Origin of the sequence: Paenibacillus intestini (genome assembly GCF_030803945.1) — a bacterium.
GTDB lineage: Bacteria > Bacillota > Bacilli > Paenibacillales > Paenibacillaceae > Paenibacillus > Paenibacillus polysaccharolyticus.
Genome location: NZ_JAURUN010000004.1, coordinates 339,308 through 362,831, shown reverse-complemented (window position 1 = coordinate 362,831; position 23,524 = coordinate 339,308). Strand labels below are relative to the sequence as shown.

The 23,524-nt window shown below is 47.0% G+C and carries 21 protein-coding genes; 14 read left to right on the top strand and 7 right to left on the bottom strand.

The genetic code is table 11. The features are described 5' to 3' along the window. Positions 1–55: 55 nt before the first annotated feature. On the top strand, positions 56–1,042 hold the full coding sequence (locus J2T16_RS14775; protein WP_336121690.1) for a Gfo/Idh/MocA family protein: 987 nt from the start codon (positions 56–58) through the stop codon (positions 1,040–1,042). A gap of 124 nt (positions 1,043–1,166) precedes the next feature. Here the strand turns inward: J2T16_RS14775 and J2T16_RS14770 are convergent, their stop codons facing one another. Further along, on the bottom strand, positions 1,167–1,454 hold the full coding sequence (locus J2T16_RS14770) for a winged helix-turn-helix transcriptional regulator (RefSeq protein WP_090921779.1): 288 nt from the start codon (positions 1,452–1,454) through the stop codon (positions 1,167–1,169). 527 nt (positions 1,455–1,981) lie between these two features. Between J2T16_RS14770 and J2T16_RS14765 the strand changes: the two genes are divergently transcribed. Beyond that, on the top strand, positions 1,982–2,365 hold the full coding sequence (locus J2T16_RS14765) for a DoxX family protein (protein WP_167375755.1): 384 nt from the start codon (positions 1,982–1,984) through the stop codon (positions 2,363–2,365). A 105-nt stretch (positions 2,366–2,470) separates the two neighbouring features. On the opposite strand, the gene J2T16_RS14760 is transcribed toward J2T16_RS14765, so the two are convergent. The 3 genes from J2T16_RS14760 to J2T16_RS14750 all read right to left on the bottom strand — a co-directional run bounded on the left by J2T16_RS14760 (position 2,471) and on the right by J2T16_RS14750 (position 4,139). Continuing rightward, positions 2,471–2,986, bottom strand: coding sequence for an AbrB/MazE/SpoVT family DNA-binding domain-containing protein (locus J2T16_RS14760; protein ID WP_090921714.1), 516 nt, complete (start codon positions 2,984–2,986; stop codon positions 2,471–2,473). A gap of 104 nt (positions 2,987–3,090) precedes the next feature. Continuing rightward, positions 3,091–3,771, bottom strand: coding sequence for a CidB/LrgB family autolysis modulator (locus J2T16_RS14755; protein WP_154890170.1), 681 nt, complete (start codon positions 3,769–3,771; stop codon positions 3,091–3,093). Beyond that, positions 3,768–4,139 (bottom strand): CidA/LrgA family protein, encoded by a 372-nt coding sequence (locus J2T16_RS14750; protein WP_090921718.1) that lies wholly within the window; start codon positions 4,137–4,139, stop codon positions 3,768–3,770. The genes J2T16_RS14755 and J2T16_RS14750 overlap by 4 nt, the downstream gene beginning before the upstream one ends. A 199-nt stretch (positions 4,140–4,338) precedes the next feature. On the opposite strand from J2T16_RS14750, the gene cidR reads away from it, so the two are divergent. From cidR to J2T16_RS14725, 5 genes are all read left to right on the top strand, one after another. Further along, positions 4,339–5,259, top strand: coding sequence for a cidABC operon transcriptional activator CidR (gene cidR / locus J2T16_RS14745; RefSeq protein WP_221789632.1), 921 nt, complete (start codon positions 4,339–4,341; stop codon positions 5,257–5,259). A 342-nt stretch (positions 5,260–5,601) separates the two neighbouring features. Next, the gene (locus J2T16_RS14740) at positions 5,602–6,279 is read left to right on the top strand and encodes a hypothetical protein (protein ID WP_336121691.1); all 678 of its coding nucleotides are present in this window, start codon (positions 5,602–5,604) and stop codon (positions 6,277–6,279) included. A gap of 238 nt (positions 6,280–6,517) precedes the next feature. Beyond that, positions 6,518–7,375: a carbon-nitrogen hydrolase family protein gene (locus J2T16_RS14735; protein ID WP_154890176.1), complete on the top strand. Its 858-nt coding sequence runs from the start codon at positions 6,518–6,520 to the stop codon at positions 7,373–7,375. A gap of 50 nt (positions 7,376–7,425) precedes the next feature. After that, a complete protein-coding gene (locus J2T16_RS14730; RefSeq protein WP_499018595.1) occupies positions 7,426–8,106 on the top strand; it encodes a GNAT family N-acetyltransferase in 681 nt (226 codons plus the stop codon). A gap of 30 nt (positions 8,107–8,136) precedes the next feature. Then, a complete protein-coding gene (locus J2T16_RS14725; protein ID WP_154890180.1) occupies positions 8,137–8,808 on the top strand; it encodes a GNAT family N-acetyltransferase in 672 nt (223 codons plus the stop codon). Positions 8,809–9,075: 267 nt separating this feature from the next. Here the strand turns inward: J2T16_RS14725 and J2T16_RS14720 are convergent, their stop codons facing one another. Further along, complete coding sequence (locus J2T16_RS14720; RefSeq protein WP_154890182.1) at positions 9,076–9,573, bottom strand: antibiotic biosynthesis monooxygenase family protein; 498 nt, start codon at positions 9,571–9,573, stop codon at positions 9,076–9,078. 221 nt (positions 9,574–9,794) lie between these two features. Here J2T16_RS14720 and J2T16_RS14715 point away from each other — a divergent pair, with 221 nt between their 5' ends. The 3 genes from J2T16_RS14715 (at position 9,795) to J2T16_RS14705 (ending at position 15,366) form a co-directional block, all read left to right on the top strand. Further along, positions 9,795–12,113 (top strand): ATP-dependent DNA helicase, encoded by a 2,319-nt coding sequence (locus J2T16_RS14715; RefSeq protein WP_336121692.1) that lies wholly within the window; start codon positions 9,795–9,797, stop codon positions 12,111–12,113. Positions 12,114–12,316: 203 nt separating this feature from the next. After that, positions 12,317–13,813 (top strand): alpha-amylase, encoded by a 1,497-nt coding sequence (locus J2T16_RS14710; RefSeq protein ID WP_499018594.1) that lies wholly within the window; start codon positions 12,317–12,319, stop codon positions 13,811–13,813. Positions 13,814–14,790: 977 nt separating this feature from the next. Further along, complete coding sequence (locus tag J2T16_RS14705) at positions 14,791–15,366, top strand: hypothetical protein (RefSeq protein WP_253499422.1); 576 nt, start codon at positions 14,791–14,793, stop codon at positions 15,364–15,366. Between the two features lie 102 nt (positions 15,367–15,468). On the opposite strand, the gene J2T16_RS14700 is transcribed toward J2T16_RS14705, so the two are convergent. Next, the gene (locus tag J2T16_RS14700; protein ID WP_336121694.1) at positions 15,469–16,224 is read right to left on the bottom strand and encodes an MBL fold metallo-hydrolase; all 756 of its coding nucleotides are present in this window, start codon (positions 16,222–16,224) and stop codon (positions 15,469–15,471) included. A gap of 302 nt (positions 16,225–16,526) precedes the next feature. Here J2T16_RS14700 and uxaC point away from each other — a divergent pair, with 302 nt between their 5' ends. The 4 genes from uxaC (at position 16,527) to J2T16_RS14680 (ending at position 22,468) form a co-directional block, all read left to right on the top strand. Further along, positions 16,527–17,966 carry a glucuronate isomerase gene (gene uxaC, locus J2T16_RS14695; protein WP_499018592.1) on the top strand — a complete coding sequence of 480 codons (1,440 nt, stop codon included), beginning with the start codon at positions 16,527–16,529 and terminating at the stop codon, positions 17,964–17,966. 319 nt (positions 17,967–18,285) lie between these two features. Continuing rightward, positions 18,286–18,864: a MarR family winged helix-turn-helix transcriptional regulator gene (locus tag J2T16_RS14690; protein ID WP_221789646.1), complete on the top strand. Its 579-nt coding sequence runs from the start codon at positions 18,286–18,288 to the stop codon at positions 18,862–18,864. Beyond that, positions 18,861–20,588: an ABC transporter ATP-binding protein gene (locus tag J2T16_RS14685; protein ID WP_499018590.1), complete on the top strand. Its 1,728-nt coding sequence runs from the start codon at positions 18,861–18,863 to the stop codon at positions 20,586–20,588. The genes J2T16_RS14690 and J2T16_RS14685 overlap by 4 nt, the downstream gene beginning before the upstream one ends. Next, on the top strand, positions 20,585–22,468 hold the full coding sequence (locus J2T16_RS14680; RefSeq protein ID WP_336121696.1) for an ABC transporter ATP-binding protein: 1,884 nt from the start codon (positions 20,585–20,587) through the stop codon (positions 22,466–22,468). The genes J2T16_RS14685 and J2T16_RS14680 overlap by 4 nt, the downstream gene beginning before the upstream one ends. A gap of 275 nt (positions 22,469–22,743) precedes the next feature. Here J2T16_RS14680 and J2T16_RS14675 read toward each other — a convergent pair whose 3' ends face one another. Next, positions 22,744–23,406: a hypothetical protein gene (locus J2T16_RS14675; protein ID WP_499018589.1), complete on the bottom strand. Its 663-nt coding sequence runs from the start codon at positions 23,404–23,406 to the stop codon at positions 22,744–22,746. Positions 23,407–23,524: the final 118 nt, after the last annotated feature.

Sequence of the window (23,524 nt, the reverse complement as noted above, 5' to 3'; positions counted from 1 at the left end):
GCCGAGTGGGGTCGAATGGAACATGTAAGCGCGTAACAGAGAGGGGATTACATCCATGACATTGCAGATCGGAATCATAGGAACAGGCTGGTTTAGTAAAGTACACGCAGATATTCTTACACGCATGGAAGGTGTTCGTGTCGCAAGTGTATGTGGAACAACACTCGAAAAGGCAGAAGCGATGGCCTCCGTGTATGATGCAACGGGATACGATGAGCTTGAACATATGTTGGACGGTGAGAAACTGGATGCCGTATATATCTGTGTGCCTCCCATGTCTCACGGATTCATTGAGTCAGAGTTGATCAAACGGGGCATTCCGTTCCTGGTGGAAAAACCATTGAGCACAGGAATGGACGTACCACTCAGTATATTGGAGCAAGTGCGACAGTCTTCTTTGTTAACCTCTGTAGGATATCATTTCCGTTATCAGGGTGCTGCGCAGGTCATGAGACAAGCCATGCAGGAGCAAAAGGTGGGCATGGCTCTAGGACGCTGGATGGGCGGTATGCCTGGCGTTAGTTGGTGGCGCCGTCAAGACGGATCGGGAGGTCAGTTTGTGGAGCAGACAACCCATATTGTGGATCTACTGCGTTTCTGCGCAGGCGAAGTGACGGAAGTTTATGCCGTAGCAGTCCAACGTAGCATGCATGAGAAACATGAGCATGTGACGGTTGATGATGTCGCTAATGTGACGCTGAAGCTGGAAAGTGGTGCGATTGCAAGCATTGCGAATACGTGTTTACTGCCTGACGGCGAGGGTGGAGCAGGGCTGCAATTCTACACGGATGCCGGTGTATGGGACTGGACGCCCGACCGCCTTCTGCTACCGAGCGCGGCTTCGCATCCGATGGCAGGACTTGAGGTTTCAGCAGGACAGAATCCCTATGAACGGGAGAATGAAGCATTTATTCATGCACTTCGCACGGGAGATCGTTCCCGCATTTTGTCCGATTACGCAGATGCCTGCCGTACACAGGCAATTACTGTCGCTGCACAGGAATCCGTGGACTCCGGTCTGCCAGTAAAGATCAAAGCTTAAACAGATCGTTAGCGCACAAAAACGCCTGCGACCCCGAACCATGTTCTCTGTGGTTCCGGGTGCAGGCGTTTTTCGTATAAAACTTAGGGTGAAATAAGACCTCTTGTTGTAGTTTGTATCTGAACTACTTCAATTGTTGCTGTTCTTTTAACCAGTCCGAAGACCAGCTGTAGATTTGATTAATGACAGGTTCAATCGCTCTACCTTTAGGGGTAAGTTCATATTCCACACGGGGCGGAATCTCGGGATACATATGCCGGGTTACGATGCCTTCCGTCTCCATCTCTTTCAGACGCTCCGATAACAGACGTCCGCTAATTGCCATCTCGGCTTCCAGTTCCGTGAACCGTTTTGGTCCGGACAGCAGCTGATACATAATCAGCAGTACCCACTTTTTCCCGATGATGTCCATTGCTTGTGTAATCAGACAAGGGCTTGGGGATTTTACTTTTCTCAGCTTCAACGTGTTTCACCTCGATTCATGGCAAATGTGCAATATAACCTATATAAAAGGACAAAAGTTTCTGCCGCTCTGAAAAATAAAAGCACCTTCAAGTCAAAGGTGGTCACTACAAAATATACTGTAACATACCTTTTGTATGTATTATACATCATTTCACAAAAAATTACTTGAAGAAATTATCTTATTATTATATACTCACTTCATAAAAGTAAGTTTGTGAGTAATAATGCGTATTATAAATGTACATACCATTTCCGGGTGAGCAGTCACACAACCAGAGCAGTGGATAAACCTCGGAAATTAGAACCTTATCCAAGTTCCAGAGGAACCTGAGTAAACTACAGTTTCTTCTAGGGAACTTTTACATAGATGAGTGCTGCAATACATACTGTATTTTGCTGATTTTTGTGCAGAAGAGATTAGCAATAAGTTAAAGATTCTCAAAATAATACTTGGATGAATGGGAGATGGAAGATATGAAAAGAGTGTTGGGATATGTTTTTTTGGTGGTGCTGGCGGGTGTTTTCGTCATGACGGGATATACGAAAGTTACGGGAGCGGAGATGATGATTGACACCTTCGAGAGTTTCTCTTACCCTACTTGGACAATGTACTTGATCGGTGCGTTGGAACTGCTTAGTGCGGTTGGGTTGCTCATTCCGCGTACCCGTATTCTGGCTTCAGGCATACTAACGTTCATTCTGATCGGAGCTGTAGGAAGCCACCTAATCTATGCACAATATGCGGCTATACCTCTCCCGGCAGTATTACTTGTAGCCAATATCGCCGTGTTACTGGTTAGTCTGCACAGACTGGAAGAAGAAGAAAGCAATATGGATATGGATATCGTACAGGCATAAAGTAATAGTGACAAAAAAGAAGAACCCGATGGAACAATGGGTTCTTTTTCAGTGTAACTTCCTGCTTGGAAGTATGTTGTATATTCATGAGTATCAAAATTCTAGCTATAATAGCTTTTTTAGTTGAGAGACACGTCCCTGGCTAATGCCAAGTTTCTCCGCAATTTGCTGTTGAGCGAGTCCAGGGTGCTGTTCGATAATCTCTTTCATCTGTTGCAGCATGCGCGCCGTCTTTGGCCGCAGGTCGGGGTAGTCCTTGCTCGCAGCATCTCCTTCTTCCCAAGAGGAAGCTGAGGAAGCTACGGGTTTAGCAACAGGACGTTCTTTGGGTGCAGAAACCTGTTTGTTTTCAGGTACGAACCAGTCGGGAGTGTCATCTGGGTGTTTTAGTTGAATTGCACAAGTCCGGCAGATGAATTGCTCTTTGAAATACATTTCCGTATCCACGTCACCGCAAAAAATACACAATGTTGATTTGTACTTTCTTAAAATCAACTCTTTCCCTTCAATGAAAAATTCAAGCGGATCGCCGATATGGATTTCCATTGTATCCCGCATTTCTTTAGGAAGGACAATTCGTCCGAGACGGTCCAGAGATCTCTTCATTCCGGTTCTTTTCATCGCATCTCCCCCGCAATATTAACATTAAAACCTGTCTTTATTGTAAGGAAGAAAGGGCTTTAATACAACAATAATATTTCAAAAAAAAGGGATTATTCCAACTATTATGGGAAAATAAGTTTAGAGAGCGCGGGAGCGACGGCTAAAGTGAAGAGTGCAGCCAAAACCATGGAGATACTGGAGATCGTTCCTGTCAATGAACTCAGCTCAAAGGCTTTCGAAGTTCCTGTGCCATGAGCACCTGTTCCGAGGAGTGTACCGCGTGCAATCTCGCCATCAATACGCAGCATTTTGACGATGGAAGGCCCCATAATAGCCCCAAGTAGCCCCGTCATAATCACAAATACGGCCGTCACTGCCGGGATGCCTCCGATGGAAGCCGATACATTCATCGCAATGGGCGTTGTGATCGAGCGCGGAATCAGACTGTGAATCAAGCCGGAGTCGAGGTGCAACCATTTTGCAAGCATAGCCGAGGAGAGTACGGCAACAACCGATCCGGTCATAACACTGATGACAATCTCGGAAATATGTTTTTTGAGCACATGGAAGAAGGTGTAGAGCGGTACCGCAAAAGCGACCGTAGCAGGTTGTAGCAAAAGGCTAAGCCATTTGCCTCCGCTGCTGTATGCGGCATAATCCGTTCCGGTTAATAGGAGTACGCCTACAACGAGTAGCGGCGTAATAAGTAGCGGTGACAGATATACTTTGGGCAGACTGCGATACATTCTCTTGGCAACCATGTAGATTCCGACCGTTAACAACAAACATAAAAGTCCAATCATCCGGTGTGACGCTCCTTTCGTTTGGCAATGCGTGTAGCAACGAGGCCGGTGCAGGCCATAACCAGAAACGTGCTTAGCAGCACGATAAATAAAATCTGCAATCCGTCATGCTCCAGCATGGGCATGTAGTTCATGATGCCGACCGCCGACGGGATAAAGAATAACAGTAGTTCACCAAGTAGCCACGCCGCTCCGACCTCAATCCACCGAAGCTTCACCACGCCAGTTTGTAACAAGATGAACAGCACGATCATTCCGAGAATGGAGCCAGGTACAGGCAGGTGGAGAGTACGGGCCAGCAGGTCCATCAGCAGTGAAAAAACCATTAATAACGCAATTTGTGCAATCCCGACACCCCATTTTTTCACGCAAATCCCTCCTTGTATATCAACATGTATCTGATCGATTTAATTCGTATGATTATGAAAATGAATGGAAACGTTGCTTCGTATCACAAATTTTACAACGCATTCTTTCATGAGTAAAATGCATATTAAGAATGTTTACTATTCCGTTTGTCTATAGTTAAAATAGATTTGACTAGCAGGATAGGAGGGGGAGGAAAAGATGGATATTCGTCATTTGCAATATTTTCTCGAAGTTGCAAGGCAACAAAGCTTTACAAAGGCCGCCGAGGTGCTGTATATCACCCAGCCTACAATTAGTAAAACCGTTAAAAGTCTGGAGGAGGAACTTGGCGTAACCTTACTGGATCGCTACGGTAAACAGGTGCAGCTAACAGATGCCGGGCATGTTTTTTTTCGGCAGGCGCTGGAGATTGAAAAATCGTTCCGCAGTCTTTCGTCCGAGCTGGACGATCTGATGAATCTGAAGAAGGGACATCTGCGCATCGGTCTGCCGCCAATGGTGGGGTCGAGTTTCTTTCCGATGATTATCGGGGAGTTCCACAAAGCGTATCCTCAAGTGAGCATTCAATTGTTCGAGGATGGGGCGAAAAAAGTGGAGGCTGATGTCATCAGTGGTGCGCTGGATATCGGTGTGGCGGTGTTGCCAACGGTCGATGAACTGCTTGATCATTTTGTGTTTGTTCAGGAAAAGCTTAATCTGCTCGTGCATCCTTCCCATCCCCTTGCTGAAAAGGAGTCGGTCGCACTCCATGAACTGGAACAGGATGCGTTTGTTTTGTTTCGGGAAGATTTTGCGCTCCATGACCGCATTATTGCGGCTTGCCAGCAAGCTGGATTCCAGCCGCGTGTGGTCTATGAGAGTTCCCAGTGGGATCTGTTAAGTGCGATGGTTGCGGCGAATCTGGGTGTGGCCTTGCTACCGGAAACGATCTGCCGTGAGGTTGATCATATGCGCGTACGGATCATTCCGGTTATTGAACCGGTCATTCCTTGGCAGCTCGGTATGATCTGGCGGAAGGATCGGTATCTGTCTTTTGCTACCCGGGAATGGATTGGATTTACACAGTCGATGCTGGGGGAACAGAGAGTAAGGTCGATTGCTGAGGCTGAGCATCCATAGGTGAGTTATCGATCTTTTCTTCTAATTTTATTGTTGTTTCAACCGATATAAAGTTACTGAGGGGGTGTGATTTAGGAAGATACTTAGTAAAGGAAGCATACAAGATTGCTGGAAAAAGATCATTAAAAAATGGGTTGGTGCCTGGGCGTTCTGAAGTTAGATGATTTAAATTCTGTGAAAGTTATACAGAGTAGAGTGCGTGTTGCTTACATATATTTTCCATCTATGACGTGTGAAGTATGACGTGTTTGTTGCCAATTATTCCGAATTCGAAAGGGTTGTGTAAAGTTGAAGAAACGTACTGCGAATAAAGGGTTCAAGTTGTCTATAGTGATTGGTTTGATGACGATTATGCTGGTGGCTTGTGGTAAGCCGTTAACCGAAAAACTATATTCAGAAACGGTACCCGAGGATATCAAGAATAGCACTGAAATCACGCAAGAAGATAAAGACCTCTTGGGAAAAGCCATTTTATATTCAATGGGTAGCAATACCGATCTTTCTACTAAAACGGTGGGACAAATTATAACCGATGAGAAGCAAAGACAGCTGAAGCTTGAGGAAGAAGAGAAGAAGAGACAGGAAGAAATCAAGAGAAAACAGGAAGAAGCTGAAGCAAAGAAACAAAGTCAACTAAAACTGTTGGATGAGTCTGTGCAGGTTGGTTTAATCAAAAAAAGTGTGACATTGAAAGACACGAATAAATGGATCTTCAGCGATGTTATACATATGACGCTTGACTTGAAGAACATTTCGGACAAGGATATTAAAGGGTTTCAGGGGGTCATTACCTTCAAAGACATGTTCGATAATGAGATCAAGTCACTAAACGTTAAATATGATGAACCCATCAAATCTGGAGCTTCCACGCCTTATGAGGGTAGTTTCGAATTAAATCAGTTTATGGATAAAGATACTGAACTTAGGGAGACACCTTTAGATAAAATCAAAGTTGAGTTTGAGATGGATCAAATCATCTTTGGTGACGGCAATATTGCGAAACGTTCGGATATTGAATAAAAGGGTTCCAGGCATTTGATTAGATAAATGGGTTCTAGGTATTGGATTGAATAAATGAGTCTTCTAAAGCCTCTTCATCATATGAAGAGGCTTTTTTGTATAAAAGTGAAGGATGTAGAGGGATGAATAACGTGTAAGTATTGTCGCTACATTGCCTTACCTCCGTAGCTATAGCATTAGATAAATCGTCGGATCATTGATACAATATAACCACAATACTGGTGGAGGTGTGGGACTTATGAAACTGCGGGTATCCGCTGTACAATACCAATTGCAAACGATCCGCTCATTTGAGGAATTTGCCGCCCAGGCGGAGCATTACATACGGACAGCTTCCGAATTCGGAACGGAATTTGTGCTGTTTCCTGAATTTTTTACAACACAATTAATGTCCATTGGAGACGCACAAGGGAATGCGTTAACGATTGAAGATTTGCCTGATTTTACAGAGCAGTATGAGCAGTTGTTCGTCTCCCTTGCAGCCAAATACAACATGCATCTGATCGGAGGCACTCACGTTATCCGGCGGGAAGGCAAGCTGTACAATACAGCGCATATGTTCTACCCGGATGGACGGATTGCACGTCAGGCGAAGATTCATATTACGCCGACCGAAGTAACGGAGTGGAATATGGCTGCAGGTGACGGACTGGAAGTGTTTGATACGGATAAAGGCCGCATTGCGATGCTGACTTGTTACGATATTGAATTTCCCGAAATTGTGCGTATGGCGAAAGCCAAGGGAGCAGATGTGATTTTCTGTCCTTCCTGTACGGACGACCGCCACGGATTTTACCGGGTAAGGTATACGAGTCATGCTCGCGCGGTGGAGAATCAGGTTTACGTTGTATTAACGGGAACGGTGGGCCATCTGCCTACAGTGGATTTCATGCGTGCCAATTACGGACAAGCTGCGATCATTACCCCGAATGATGTGCCATTTCCGCCGCGCGGCATTCTTGCGGAAGGTGAGATTAACAACGATATGATTGTAACGGCCGATCTCGATCTGGATTTGCTGTACGAGGTGCGCGAACGTGGCTCGGTAACAACTTGGCGTGACCGCCGTACAGATCTGTACACCGATTGGGAATAGATCTGTTTTTGGAAGCTGATTAAAGCTGTACAAAGGAGGGGTTAAGCGGGATGTATGTCAAAGAAATGCTGATAACGGCACCCGGTGGAAGTGGTAAACATGGTAGAGCTACAGCGGTCATCCGCAATTATGTGGCCCATGACTTTGAAGAGCTTATTCGTATCCAGGCAGAGAGCTTCCCACCCCCATATCCGGAGGAACTTCTTTGGAACCAAGAGCAACTTAGTAGCCATATTCAGCATTATCCTGAAGGAGCCATCTGCATCGAGGTGGATGGGGAACTGGCTGGCTCGATGACTTCACTGCGAATGCAGTGGGATGCTGCGAACCCATCCAGCCATACGTGGGCAGAGGTCACAGATGATGGATATATCCGCAATCACCGGCCGGATGGGAACACGCTATACATTGTTGACCTCTGTGTCCGTCCGAAGTATCGTAAGTGGGGGCTGGCCCAGCTGATGATGCAGGCGATGTACCATCTTGTGATTGCACAGGGGATGGATCGTTTGCTTGGAGCAGGGCGGATGCCTGGATATCACCAGGTAGCTGAGCAAATGTCAGCACAACAGTATCTGGATCAGGTTGCCGCTGGAGAGAGGCATGACCCGGTTATTTCTTTTCTGCTACGATGCGGGCGTATGCCTGTTGGAGTGGCTACCGATTATCTGGATGACGAGGAATCTTGTCATTACGCGGCTCTGATGGAGTGGCGTAATCCTTTTAAGTAAATACATATCTAAATAGGGAGGCTTTTATCTATGGAATTTACACGTATTACATCCATTCAGGACCCGTTGTTTGCTCAAATGCACAAGTTGATGCAGGACATTTTCCCGCCAGAGGAAGTGCTCGATTTCCCGTTATGGGCTGAACCACTGGAAGACCCGGGCATTCGGGTGTTTGTCGCTGTACATGAAGGCCAAGTGGTTGGTGCGACGGAGTACCGTTACTATGAGGACTGGAATGTGGCCATGACTGATTTTACGATTATCGGACGCGAAGGTTTGGGAATCGGCGCATTCTTGGCGAATCATCGCAAGCTTGATCTGCAGCAGCTCGCCGCTGCTAATGGTAAATCGTTGTTCGGCATGTTTGCTGAAATCTACAATCCATATTTGACTCAGGATCACGCGTTTGGCGGTATCAAACCGATGGACCCTTATGTACGCCGTGAAGTGCTGTCCCATCTGGGGTATCAGCGCCTGGACTTCCCTTATGTTCATCCATCCTGGCAAGGTGACGGTGAAGCTGTGGGAGGATTGGACCTGTGCTTTATGCCGGGTGATGAGTCTCTTGCGGAACTGCCAGCCAGTCTGGTGTCCGATTTCCTGAACCGTTACTATGCTGTACTTCCAAACAAACCGCAGGAATGGCTGTCTATGGTGGAGCAGTTGAACGCGCGTGAATCCGTGGCATTACGTCCGTTGTAAGTTGATGCGTAGCAGCGGATATAGAGGAAATAGGGTGCTTAAGCTGGAACATGGCGCTAGTGTGATTAAAGTTTAAATTTAAAACCCGTAATTCAGTCTTCTCAGTCTGAATTACGGGTATTTTACTTTGTTCTTCTGGGAAGACAGTGGTGGTTTTCTTGAGTAAAGGGAAAGAGTGAGGGAATGCGCTAACGATCTCATAAAGCCTTATTTAGGCGTTTGAGCCAAGCAACTCCAACTAATCGTGACTCGCCAACTCTACTCTCTCTACTCGATTGTATATGTGGTCACAAATGAAGGTCGCGGGAACATAGTTGGCTTCTGCGCGGTCAGGCCCTCACTAGTGCTGCGGTTACGATGGGCGTGGTTATAAGCTTGCGATTGTTGCCAGCCTTTGAAATGTTCTTCTGTTTGCCACAGTGTCAGCACGACATACGTATCACCCTTCAATGGACGGAGTACACGAATACCGACGAATCCAGGTTCATCTTCAACTTTGCGGGCACGGTTCTTAAAACGTTCCTCAAAATCATTCCGGCCATCTTCGGTTACAGGAATGTTGTTCAGCACAGCAAATCCACCGCCTGCCCATGCTCCTGCATCATCGAATGCTTCATAAGAAGCTACCTGTTCATCTGACTCAATATCCAGCAGACGATCAGTGGTTTCCATAGCGAGAAGTACCTGACCTTCAGCTCGCAGTGTCAGATGTGGATATGCCGCAAGTGCATCCGGTAACGGGGATGGGATCAAATAAATATACATAGGAAGTTTGCCTCCTCTTTATACGTAAATTCAAAATAAGTTTGCCTATACTTTTACACGCGAGAACGTAGAGGACAGAAATAAGCTGGAGAAGCAGAGCGTTCGCTTCATACAACTCAACATAGCATACGGGAACGGACGAGTCCAATTTGCCAATAATCTGGTTAGAGGAACCTGTTTCATGATAAAGTAGAACCACTACAAGCAGAACGGGTGATCGTATGAAAACAACAATTCGGATATCAGTCAGGCCACTGGTCGAGTATGTTTATCGGAGCGGCAGCATCCGTCCGGGATTCCGCACCAATGCCTCGATGCAGGAGGGGACGCGAATCCATCAGCGTGTGCAGAAGGCATATACCGAAGAGGATTTAAAAGAAGTTGTACTCGAAGCCGAGCTTCAACATGGGGATTTGACCTACGTCATTGAAGGCCGATGTGATGGCTTGATTCGCTTGGAGGGGCAATTAACGGTGGATGAGATCAAATCCACGGCGGGTAACCTGGACGAACTGGAAGGCGGCCTCGACGTGCACTGGGCCCAGGCGAAGATGTATGCCTTTATGTATGCCGCTCAGCATGATGAGCCGCGGATGCAGGTGCAGTTGACGTATGTGCATTCGGTGACGGGTGAAGAGCGGCGGTTTCGCCGCATGGCGGAGCGGCAGGAGCTCGAGCAGTTTGCAGGAGAAGTTATCGCCGGATATGCGCCGTATGCGGAGATGATTGTTGCTTATGAAGCGGAGCGGGACGTTAGTGTGCGCGAGTTGCCGTTTCCTTTTCGCAAATACAGGGAAGGACAGCGTAAGCTGGCAGGTGCAGTGTACAAAACGATTCGTGAAGGACAGGGACTTATGGCCAAAGCACCTACAGGCATCGGCAAAACCATGTCCGTGCTCTTTCCTACGGTGAAAGCCATCGGTGAAGGTGAGGCCAGTCGTTTGTTCTACTTGACCGCGAGAACGACAACGAGAGTGGCGGCGGAGGAGGCTTTTGCCCGGATGCAGGCAGAAGGGTTGAACATGCATGTCATCAGCCTGACGGCGAAGGACAAAATTTGCTTCAAGGACGAGGAAGCCTGCGATACAGGACAATGCGGCATGTGTGAAGGGTATTATGACCGAATTAATGGTGCTGTGCTGGACATGCTGGAACATGAAACGTTGATGACACGGCCAGTCATTGAGCAGTATGCCCGCAAACATCGGGTGTGTCCGTTTGAGTTCTCGCTGGATGCGGCATATGCAGCCGATGCGGTGATCTGCGATTACAACTACATTTTCGATCCGCGTATTTCACTCAAACGGATGCTGGAGGAACAGAAGCGCAAGACGGTGCTGCTAGTAGATGAGGCACATAATCTGGTGGATCGTGGGCGTATGATGTTCTCGGCAGAGTTGGAAAAGGCCGTTTTTCTCGATGTCAAAAGAGAGTTCCAGACGCTGGGCAGCAGTGTGCCTGCCGCCAAAGCGATTGTGGATTATACCGGGGCCATCGACAAGTATCTGATCACCCTTCGTAAGAACGGCGGAGAAGAGGGCAGGATCATTCAGCAAGAAGCGCCAGAGGAGCTGATTGAACGGCTTGAGCCTTTTGTCATGGTGGCGGAGCAATGTCTGGCCGAGGGTGGATCTGGCAATGCTGAGATGGATCAGCTGCTGCTCGATGCCTATTTTACAGCACAGAACTTCGTACGAATTGCCAGGTTATATGACGAGCGTTTTATCACCTATGCAGAGTGTGTACGAAGCGAGGTACGGGTGAAACTGTTCTGTCTGGACCCATCTTTGCTACTGCGTCAGACGGCGAAGGGCTTCCGCTCAACCATTCATTTCTCGGCAACCTTGTCACCTCTTCGTTATTACCGTGATATGCTGGGGGCAGAGGAAGAGGACTACACATTGCAGATTCCGTCGCCGTTCCACCGGGAACAGCTGGATGTTCGGCTCATGCCTCTGTCTGTGCGTTATAAAGACCGGGAGCGATCCAAACGCCCGATTGCCGAGATGTTACAGCAGCTCGTATCCGAGTGGCCGCGCAGCAACCTGCTGGTCTTTTTCCCTTCTTATCCGTACATGCGTGAAATCTATCAAGCATATACACAGCTTCCGGGGGCCAGCGATGCGGATACGGTGATGCAGGAGCAAGGTATGAACGAACAGGAGCGAGAGCAGTTCCTGGCGGCTTTCCAGCCGCATCCCGAGCGCACACGTCTTGTTTTTGCTGTAATGGGCGGTGTGTTCTCGGAAGGGGTCGATCTGCCAGGAGACCGTCTGAATGGCGTTGTCGTTGTAGGAGCAGGGTTGCCGCAGATTGGTCTGGAGAACAACGTGCTTAAGGATTATTTTGATAAATCAGGACGTAACGGTTTTAATTATGCTTATGTTTTCCCAGGCATGAATAAAGTGCTTCAGGCTGGGGGCAGGCTCATTCGAACGGAAGAAGATAAGGGTGTGCTCGTGCTAGTTGATGACCGTTTCACGCAGGAGCCGTATCGTTCTCTTTTACCTGACGAATGGATGGATTATAAACGGATTTGATGATGTTTACGTTTTTTATGTATTTATCGTGCTGTTTTCAGTGCTTTACAAAAAAAATTCTTTGAATTTCTTAACATTCTTTCATTTTCATGATTGAAACATAGGGCAATCGGGTTATAACTTGGTTAGCACGAACGAACAACGGCGATACCCTATCCGTTCCGCGGTCCGCTTCGAATGCAAATCAAGGAGGTCGGTTTGTGATGAAGAGAAATCATACCATGATGCAGTTTTTTGAATGGCATTTGGCTGCAGACGGAAATCATTGGAAGCGACTGGCTGACATGGCCCCGGAACTGAAAGCAAAAGGCATAGACTCTGTATGGGTGCCTCCTGTAACAAAGGCAGTGTCTGCAGAGGATACAGGTTATGGCGTATATGATTTGTACGATCTGGGTGAATTTGATCAAAAGGGTACGGTACGCACGAAATATGGCACCAAGCAGGAACTGGTGGAAGCCATCGCAGAATGTCAGAAGAGCGGCATTGTCGTTTATGTGGATCTCGTAATGAATCACAAGGCCGGAGCAGATGAGAAGGAAGTCTTTAAAGTGATCGAGGTTGATCCCAATGATCGAACGAAGGAGATTTCCGAGCCATTCGAGATCGAAGGCTGGACGAAGTTCACATTCCCGGGCCGGGGCAACGAATATTCTTCCTTTAAATGGACATCCGAACACTTCAACGGCACCGATTTTGATGCAAAAGAAGAACGTACGGGTGTGTTCCGCATTGCCGGCGAGAACAAAACCTGGAATGAAAACGTCGATGATGAGTTTGGCAACTATGATTATCTGATGTTTGCGAATATAGATTATAACCACCCGGATGTACGGCATGAGATGATCGAGTGGGGCAAATGGTTGATCGATACGCTACAATGTGGTGGGTTCCGACTGGATGCGATCAAACATATTAACCATGAGTTTATCAAGGAATTTACTGCAGAGATGATCCGCAAACGCGGGCAAGATTTCTATATCGTCGGTGAGTTCTGGAATCCCAACCTGGATGCTTGTCGTACCTTTTTAGATACAGTGGATTATCAAATTGACTTGTTTGACGTATCGCTTCACTATAAATTTCATGAGGCCTCATTGGCTGGACGCAATTTCGATCTTTCCAAAATTTTTGACGACACCTTGGTTCAGACTCATCCAACCCATGCGGTGACTTTTGTGGATAACCACGATTCGCAGCCCCACGAGGCGCTCGAATCCTGGGTTGGCGATTGGTTCAAGCCGAGCGCGTATGCACTGACGCTACTGCGTCGTGACGGATATCCCGTCGTCTTTTACGGCGATTATTACGGGATTGGCGGACCTGAACCGGTGGAGGGCAAAAAAGAGATTTTGGACATTCTGTTGTCAGCTCGTTGCAACAAAGCTTATGGAGAGCAGGAAGACTATTTCGATCATCCCAACACCATTGGTTGGGTTCGTCGCGGATTGGAAGAGTTTGAAGGCTCGGGTTGCGCAGTGGTCATCTCAAACGGAGATGACGGTGAGAAGAGAATGTTTGTCGGAGAGCATCGTGCAGGGGAAGTCTGGGAAGACCTGACCGGTAGTTGTGAAGATTCAATCACCATTGAGGAAGATGGCTGGGCTACGTTCCACGTCTGCGGCGGAGGGGTGTCCGTCTGGGCACTGTCTGAGCAGAATGAGGACTGCGGTGAAGACACTGTAGATGGCTCAAACTAGATGTTGAGAATCGCCAAAGTAATTGTTTGTGAATATTTGTAGGACAATGTCTCTGCATAAGTGATACGTAACAAGTAAAAAAGGTCGATATGATACAGCACTGCAACTATAAATAAACCACCTGAAACTGAACGGTATCTTCACTCGTCCAATAGTATCCAACGAGTGGAGGACGTTCAAACAGACGCGTTGCTGCGTGCTGATAGTTCAGGTGGTTTTCCCATTTTAGTAACTTATAGTTTGGAAGCAGGTACGGAACTCTAACGATCTCAGGAAGCCTTATTTGCCCCCAGACAGGGTCCTTGGAATTCTAACGATCCCAGTGGAGCTTATTTTGCTGAAATTCGGTCAAATGCTATCATTTACAGCGAATTCATCCAAATAACGCTTCTGGTGATCGTTAACGTACAATGGAAACTTAAAACAGAGTGTACACTGATGGAATTTCCCCGCATTTATATAGTCAGGCCTCTACTCTAGCTACTTCCTAACGACTTATCTACTCTCGATCTACTCTACGCACATCCCACTTATGCTTAACTACAACAACCAACCAACCATCCAACCATCCAACATATTCACTACTTACGTCACACACATGACAGAGATTATGTGAGATTAATATTAGAATATATGCTACAATATTCCAAATATAGGGAAAAGTTCATTTGGAATCTAGACTAGTTAGGTAGTCTCTCGAGTTTACAAGATAATATCAATGATGTTGGACACTTTTATTAACGTATTAAGTATCATACCGGATATGTTGTTCATATGGATGGGCGATAAGTTTCGAGAATGGAATATATGAAAGAGAGAAGGGAGTTAGCACTGGTATGCATCGTAGAACTAAAACCAATACAAAAACAAGGACAACACGTGCAATAACAAGAACTACAAGAACCAGAACTACAATAAACAGAACTACAAAAGTTAGAGCAAGAACGTCTCCCTTATGGCTTGTCCTCTATCTACTTGTGATAGCAATAAGTTTAACGGCGTGCAATTTTGGCGTGGAAGAAGGGCCAAATGGACAAGTTAAGCGCGCGGACAACTATACATTTAACACAGAACGCAGGGATATAACCCAGCGGGTAACAAAGGATCAGGAGAGTTTCAAAGGAGCCTTGCCAGGAGAGTATCATCTGGCTGCAACGGTGGATGTAAACCCTGACCGAGAATCTGGAGTGGATGGGATCACCTATGAGGTTATGATTGATGAAGTTCGCATGCCGATGATGAATGTCATTCAAACCTTCACTCTCGATCCCGATATGTTTCAAGTTATTGATGCAGCTGAACTATTCCATTCGAATGTGGGCAATACATATGAAACTACGTTGCGGCCGGATAAAGAGCCGCTGGGATTAGGCTTATCCAGAAGTTATGTTCTGAGACCCAAATCCGAAATTAGCGCAGAATATCTTCAGAACTATACTGATGTGTATGTCAAAATCTCATATGGACCAGAAGATCAGCGGGAAGAGGATTATATTCACCTTCAAGCCAAGCCATCTTCAAGAATGATTGAATATATGAAGTTTTGGGAGTGATGAGAATAACGGGGGAACGGAGGGCCAGGGATCGTCCTGACCCCCTAATCTCTCATTCCCATGCCGATGATCTGTTCTATTTTGTAGGCCATAGCCCGTTTACTAATATGCCCCCAACTCAAAAGACTCCAGCGTGCCAGCCATGCGCAGATCACCCGCGTACGTACGGTTGAATGCTGCGCGTTTGTCTGCATCGGCATATTCATCATGATAATGCATCAGTACCGTTTTCCGTCTCACTTCAGCGGGTAGCTGCTCCAGATCTTTCAGTGACGTATGGGATTTGATCACCAGGTCATGCATATGGCATTCATGGAAAATGAGTTGCACATCGGGTGCAACCCGTTCCACTCGCTCACGATCCAGTGTGCTGTCTGCACTATAGTAAAAATAAGGCTTTGCCATCAGCCCGTTGCTGACCATGCCGGGAACATGCTGTGTGCGAAATGTCTCAAACGTGACCCCGCCAAGCTCAAAACTTCCGCCATCCGGAAGCGGAATCACATCATAATAGTCACTCATTGTACGCTCGCCGTCTGTTGTATACCGCATCCCTGGAGAAAGGATGTTCCACAGTGGGTCAACCAACTCTTCATGAATGAACAGGCGTGGTTTGCGGTCACCGACAATCTGTCCATAATAGCCGAGCATCTGAACCCCATTAATATGATCCTCATGTAGATGGGTGATAAACACATTATGAATACCTGTCATCGCGAATCCGTATTCCTTGAGCGCTTTGGCATTGGACTCTGGAAAATCAATAACCAGATGTGTATCGCCGAATTCAGCGAGCATACTGTTGTGATGCTGTTCAACACTAAACATATCTCCTGTGCCTAGAAAAGTGATTTTCATCGCATTTCATCTCCTTGTTTGGCAAATGTAAGACCGCTGTAGGGTCAAGCTTCCATTGCAATAACCTGTACTGATTCTATCTTAGTATATCAATATTGATATTAGTAACATCAGCATCGATCTTTAAATCGGTATCATTGACGTTAAATCCAGTATACTGTGTTTCCAAGAGTGTGCCTAAACCAACCTTTTTTGAGAACGCTATCATTTTATATTGAACTTTATGCGAAAACGGTGTAGCGTAAAGATGGAAAGTGAACCTAAATGAACGTAAACTCACCTAAAGGGAGCGTGCAAGGCGAATGAAATCTTTTCTGGATGAACAATTTTTACTTCACAATGAAACGGCGGTCAAGCTGTACGAGCAGTATGCGAAAGACATGCCGATTATGGATTATCACTGCCACCTCAGTCCTCAGGAAATTTACGAGAACAAAACATTTGGCAATCTGACAGAGGCCTGGTTGTACGGCGATCATTACAAATGGCGTCTGATGCGGGCTAACGGTGTGGAAGAGAAGTATGTAACGGGCGGCGAAGGGGTAACGGATTATGAACGTTTCCTTGCGTATGCCAGAACAGTTCCGATGATGATTGGCAACCCGCTGTATGCATGGTCTCACTTGGAATTACAACGTTATTTCGATGTACATGAAGTGCTTAATGAGACAAGCGCTCCAGCGATCTGGGAAAAAGTAAATGCCAAACTGACCGGCGAAGGCTTCGGTGCGCGTGATCTGATTACCAAATCCAATGTCACCGTGGTGTGCACCACCGATGATCCAACGGATTCTCTGGAATATCATTTGAAGATTCAGGAGATCGAAGGTTTCGATACAGCAGTTCTGCCGTCTTTCCGTCCGGACAAAGGACTGGAATTGAACCGGGATACTTTCATCGAGTGGGTAGGCAAGCTTTCACAGGTTGCGGGCACAGCCATTACGGATTATGACTCATTCCTGGCTGCGCTTGAATCCCGTGTGGAATTCTTCCATTCCGTAGGTGGTCGTGTCTCTGACCACGCACTGGATTACGTGCCGTATGTTGATGCAACTCGCGAGGAAGCGGCTGCTGTTTTTGCCAGAGCACTTGCGGGGGAGAAAGTTTCGCGCGCGGAAGAGGACGGATACAAGACGGTTACACTGACATTCCTTGGCAAGCTGTATGCAGAGCGCGGCTGGGTTATGCAGTTCCACATCAATGCAGCGCGTAACAACAATACGAAAATGTTCAAGAAGCTCGGGCCTGACACAGGGTACGATGCTGTGAATGATACGCCATTATCGGCGGCTGTTATTGGATTGCTGGATACGTTAGAGCAGCAGGATGCTTTGCCAAAGACAATCCTCTACTCCCTTAATCCAAAGGATAATGAAGTGCTGGCAGCCATTATTGGTAGCTTCCAAGGTGGAGGCGTACCAGGTAAAATTCAGCTTGGCGCTGCATGGTGGTTCAATGATACGAAGGATGGTATGCTCGCTCAGATGAAGGCACTCGCGAATGTGGGATTGCTCAGCCGTTTTGTCGGCATGTTGACCGATTCCCGAAGCTTCCTCTCGTATACGAGACATGAATATTTCCGCCGCCTGCTCTGTAATCTGATTGGTGAATGGGCAGAACAAGGTGAAGCACCAAACGATATGGAGCTGCTCGGTCAGATCGTGCAAGGCATATCCTATAATAATGCTAAAGACTATTTCCCGTTTGCTGCTGTGCCGAAGAGTGTATCTGCTTCAAAATAAATATCGATTCAACAGATTTACGCTCTCCATTTCCTCGGTTTGTTCTTAAGCAAACGGAGGTAGGGAGGGCTTTTTTTTGTCTTGATGAAACAGGTGATCAAATAGCACTATAAGTTACTTGGAGAATGGATGCTTTTGACATGGATGAAATGATTGACATATACATAAGCTGATAATATACTTAGGTAACCTAATTAATTGATTAACTATTAAATTGGTCATCTATTAAATCGGTAGGCTATTAAATACAAGTCCTATCTAATAGACAGGCGATGATTATTTTATGGAACATGATGTTCCGAAGAAGGAGGGTGATGTGATGACTGGCATAGATCCGGTAGCCCAGAAGCTTTTATATTCCATTATGCAGTTTAACAAAGGCAAATGGAGACAACATAAACCACATGGGCGCAATCACAACGAAATTATGGTACTCGCTTGTTTGCTTCATGGTGCACATCCAGGGGAGCGTATGGATTGGCGGGATAATCCGCCTGATTTCGAGAGCCATCTGAACCAGGAGCATCCGGGTTTAAAAGTGTCCGAAATTAGCGCATTAATGCGTGTGAAATCACCAACGATTACGCCCGTGATTCGTGGCCTGGAGGATGAAGGGCTGGTTGAGCGGACGATGGACCCCGAGGATCGGCGGGCGGTGCGGATTACAATTACAGATGCAGGCCGAGCAATTATTCGTGCAGCCCATGAAGAACGAATGGCTACCTTCAACAGACTGGTTGAACATTTGGGCGAAGAGGATAGTTTGCAACTGGCGGAACTGCTCAGCAAGGTGTATACCTTCTTTGATGCACAGGTTTCTGGTCACGATGAAGGACATGAAAACGACAATAAAGCACCTGATACAGAAACACCCGAACAAGGAGATGATACGCCATGATGAAGTTATTTCGCATGTTAAAGCCCTATCGTATTCCGATTATTTTTATTTTGGCGCTTATCTTTATGCAAACGATGGCGGAGCTGTACCTGCCAACGTTAATGGCTGATATCGTCAACCTGGGTATCGTCAAAGGTGATGTACCTTATATCTGGAAAATTGGCGGTTTCATGCTGCTGATTGCCATTGGCGGAACCACATGTTCCATTATCGCGAGTTATCTGTCTTCGCGCACAGCGGGCGGATTTGCCAAACAGCTACGCAGCCGAGTGTTCCGGCATGTTGAGAATTTCTCGCTGCAGGAATTCGACAAGCTTGGCACAGCTTCACTGATTACGCGTACAACCAATGATATTACACAGGTACAGAACGTATTAACGATGATGCTGCGCATGATGATTATGGCTCCGATGATGTGTATCGGGGGGATTTTCATGGCCGTTTCTCAGGACGCGAAGCTATCCACCATCTTCCTGGTTGTTCTGCCTGTACTTGCAGGAGCAATCGCCTTAATCGGTTCCAAAGGATTTCCGCTATTCAAGCAAATCCAGAAAAAGCTGGACCGGCTTAATCTGGTTCTGCGTGAACAGCTGACAGGTATCCGGGTTGTTCGTTCTTTTAACCGTGGCGAGCATGAGCGTGTTCGTTTCAATGGGGCAAATACGGAATTAAGAGATGCATCCATTAAGGTCAATGTCCTAATGGCGACAGTTATGCCAGTGATGATGCTGGTTATGAACTTTTCGATGATAGCCATTCTGTACTTTGGTGGTCTGCGTATTGATGGGGGTCATATGAACATTGGTTCCCTGATTGCCTTTGTACAATATGCGATGCAGATTATGTTCTCACTGATTATGGTGTCCATGATTTTCGTGATGATTCCAAGAGCATCAGCATCGGCTGAGCGGATCAATGAAGTACTGGATATGCAACCTGATCTGTCTGATCCTGCACAGCCTCGCACAATGAAATCGATGCAAGGAACGATTGAGTTTGACCATGTCACTTTCCGTTATCCGGGTGCAGAAAATGCTGCGTTGTCCGATATTTCGTTTACGGCTCGTTCCGGTGAAACGACAGCGATTATCGGCGGAACGGGTTCAGGCAAAACTACATTGCTGAGCCTCATTCCGCGTTTCTATGATGTGACCGAAGGTACTGTGCGTGTGAATGGAACCGATGTGCGGGAGCTTAAACAAGAAGAGCTTCGATCCAAAATCGGGTTTGTCCCGCAAAAAGCTGTCCTTTTTACCGGTACGGTTGCAGATAACATTCGGCAAGGTAAGGATGATGCGAGTATGGACGAAGTGATTCATGCGGCACGTACGGCCCAAGCCGAAAACTTCATCTCCGAGATGAAGGAAGGGTATGACAGCCTGATCGCACAAGGCGGGAATAATGTGTCAGGTGGACAGAAACAACGTTTGTCCATTGCACGCGCACTCGTTCGCCGTCCTGAAATTTATATTTTCGATGACAGTTTCTCGGCCCTTGATTTTAAAACGGATGCCAAACTTCGTGCTGCGCTCAAATCGGAAACGACGGAAGCGGCTGTGCTGATCGTAGCTCAGCGGGTAAGCACGGTTATGGATGCAGATCGTATCCTCGTTATGGATGAGGGTGAAATTGTCGGTTCGGGAACACATAGAGAGCTGCTGGAGAACAATGAAGTGTATCGTGAGATTGTATCCTCCCAGCTGACTGAGGAGGAGATCGCATGAGTGAACGTACAGCACCACGCAAAACACCGAGCAACCCAGGCGGACCAGGACATCCTGGCGGCGGAATGGGCATGCGGCCTCCTGTCGAGAAAGCGAAGGATTTCAAAGGCACACTGCGCCGCCTGGTTCAGTATCTTCGGCCACACAGCTCTCGTCTGATCTTTGTTTTGATCGCTGCCATTTTAAGTACCGTGTTTGGCATAATTAGTCCGAAGATTATGGCAGAGGGTACAGATATTCTTGCCCATGGAGCCATTGCGATTATGCAGGGTGTGCAGGGAGCCGGGATTGATTTCCCAGCCCTGATGCGAGTATTGTACCTGCTACTTGGACTGTATTTGCTCAGTGCTGCTTTTGCGTATGTACAGCAATATCTGATGGCGGGTGTAGCTCAGCGGGTCGTCTATGATATGCGCGAGCAGATCAGTGCCAAGGTTGGACGTTTGCCACTGAAATATTTCGATTCCCGTACACATGGTGAGACGCTTAGCCGTGCAACCAATGACGTGGACAATATCAGTAACACGCTGCAACAAAGTTTGGCCCAGTTTATTACGTCCGTGGTGACGATTGTGGGTGTCATCATTATGATGCTGACGATCAGTCCATGGATGACGCTGATTACGATTTTGACTTTACCGCTTAGTGTCGTGGTCGTTATGCTGGTGGCCTCCCGTTCGCAGAAACATTTTGCGGGACAGCAGAAATCGCTCGGTGAACTGAATGGTCATGTAGAAGAAATGTATACCGGACACAAGGTGGTCAAAGCCTTTGGACGTGAGGAACAATCTGTACAGCAATTTGAGAAAGTGAATGAAGAACTGTATGCATCGGGTTGGAAAGCTCAGTTTATTTCGGGGATTATTATGCCCTTGATGAACTTTGTCGGGAACCTGGGATATGTACTGATCTGTGTGGTCGGCGGGATTTTTGTTACACGGGGTTCGATCTCCATCGGGGATATTCTGGCCTTTACGCAATATTCGCGGCAATTCACACAGCCGATTAACCAGATTGCCAACATCTCCAACATTATTCAGTCAACGATTGCTTCGGCAGAGCGTGTGTTTGAACTGCTGGACGAGGAAGAGGAAGTTCCTGAGTCGAAACAACCTGCAACGTTGCGTTACCCGACAGGGGCTGTAGCTTTTGAGGCAGTGGATTTTGGCTATAAAGAAGATGAACTGCTCATTCGCAATATGAATATTAATGTTGCACCAGGTCAGACTGTAGCTATTGTTGGACCGACAGGTGCCGGGAAAACAACACTGATTAACTTGCTTATGCGGTTCTATGAACTCCAGAGTGGCCGGATTACCATTGATGGCATTAACATTAAAGACATGTCTCGTGGTAATCTGCGCGGTCTGTTCGGTATGGTGCTTCAGGATACGTGGCTGTTTAATGGTACAATCCGGGATAATATTGCGTATGGACGGGAAGGCGCAACTGAAGAGGAAGTGGTTAAAGCCGCTGTAGCTGCCCATGCTGATCATTTCATTCGCACACTCCCGGACGGTTACGATACGATTTTGAATGAAGAGGCGTCCAATATCTCTCAAGGTCAGAAACAACTGTTGACGATTGCGAGAGCGATTCTGGCGAACCCGTCCATCCTGATTCTGGATGAAGCAACCAGTAGCGTTGATACACGGACCGAGGTCTTTATCCAGAAAGCGATGAATGAGCTGATGCAAGACCGTACAAGTTTTGTTATCGCTCACCGTTTGTCTACCATTCGTGGTGCCGATCTCATTCTGGTCATGGATCATGGTAACGTGATTGAGCAGGGCAATCATGAGGAACTGATGGCGAAGCAGGGCTTCTATGCGGATCTGTATAACAGTCAGTTTACGGAGCAGCAGCCGCAGGCGATCTAACAGACTAGAGTGGATATCTAAAAGGCTGTCAGGACCCGTCAGGAACATCTAGAACCATATTCTATTGGAAAAATAGAACCTCCACCACGGTGCTCTTCGCACCTCTGGTGTAACATAAACCCAAACAAACGGGACGTCGCAGTTATTGAACTGCTTCGTCCCGTTTGTGTTATCACTGCTATGCCACAACGTTTTCCTGCGGATAGATGTTGTGCCTTGTCCCGCCAGCCATGTTCGCTTGCAGATATGCAATGTATGGAAGACAATTTAACGTACTATTTAAGCCATGGTCTCCACAGGAAACCCTTCTTACCTTCACTGGTGCTCTGATGGTCCTGTTTGATTTCCTCTTCCTCTTTCGTATCAGCATGCTGCTTTGTTTCATGTTCAGCTATATCCTGCAAGTTTTCCTCAAGGTGATGGCGGGTAGCTTCCTCCAGTGATGCCGTTGCCGGTTCGCCAGGCAGGCCTTCGCGCTGTTCAATCATACGTTTAACCACTTCATAGCAGTCGTCGATGTGTTTGTTGCCCACATACCGCATGGCAGTGAAGCTGAGAGCGGCGGCGAGACCTTGCCCCGCAAACGGAACAAACTTGGCGACCGATTTCGTCGCTACTCGTACACCCACCCGTTTGAGCACCTGAACGACTAATTCCTTCGTGACCATGCGGCCGATGATTTTACTCCCGATCGACATCACAAATCCGTAAATCATGGACTTCGTCTCAGGGTCCATGCCGTCGAGCTGTTTTTGAGATAATCCGAATTTATTGTTAATGGCAGGTAACAGCTGCATCAGCATGCCCACATCAGCGATGACATCTGTACCGGGAAGAGGTACGAGTGTGGAGCCAGCAGAAGCGGTTGCTCTTTTGCGAACCATCGTACGGCATTCCTTGCGAACTTGCTCTAATTGCTCCATTGTAGCTGGAATCATAGGGAATTCCTCCATTCGTGTATAGTGTACATATAACCGTTTTGAAGCGAATTGAATGGGTTGCTCCCGCGAAGTTGTTGCTTATATCTCATAGGTTGCGGAGGAACCTTTTTTCTCA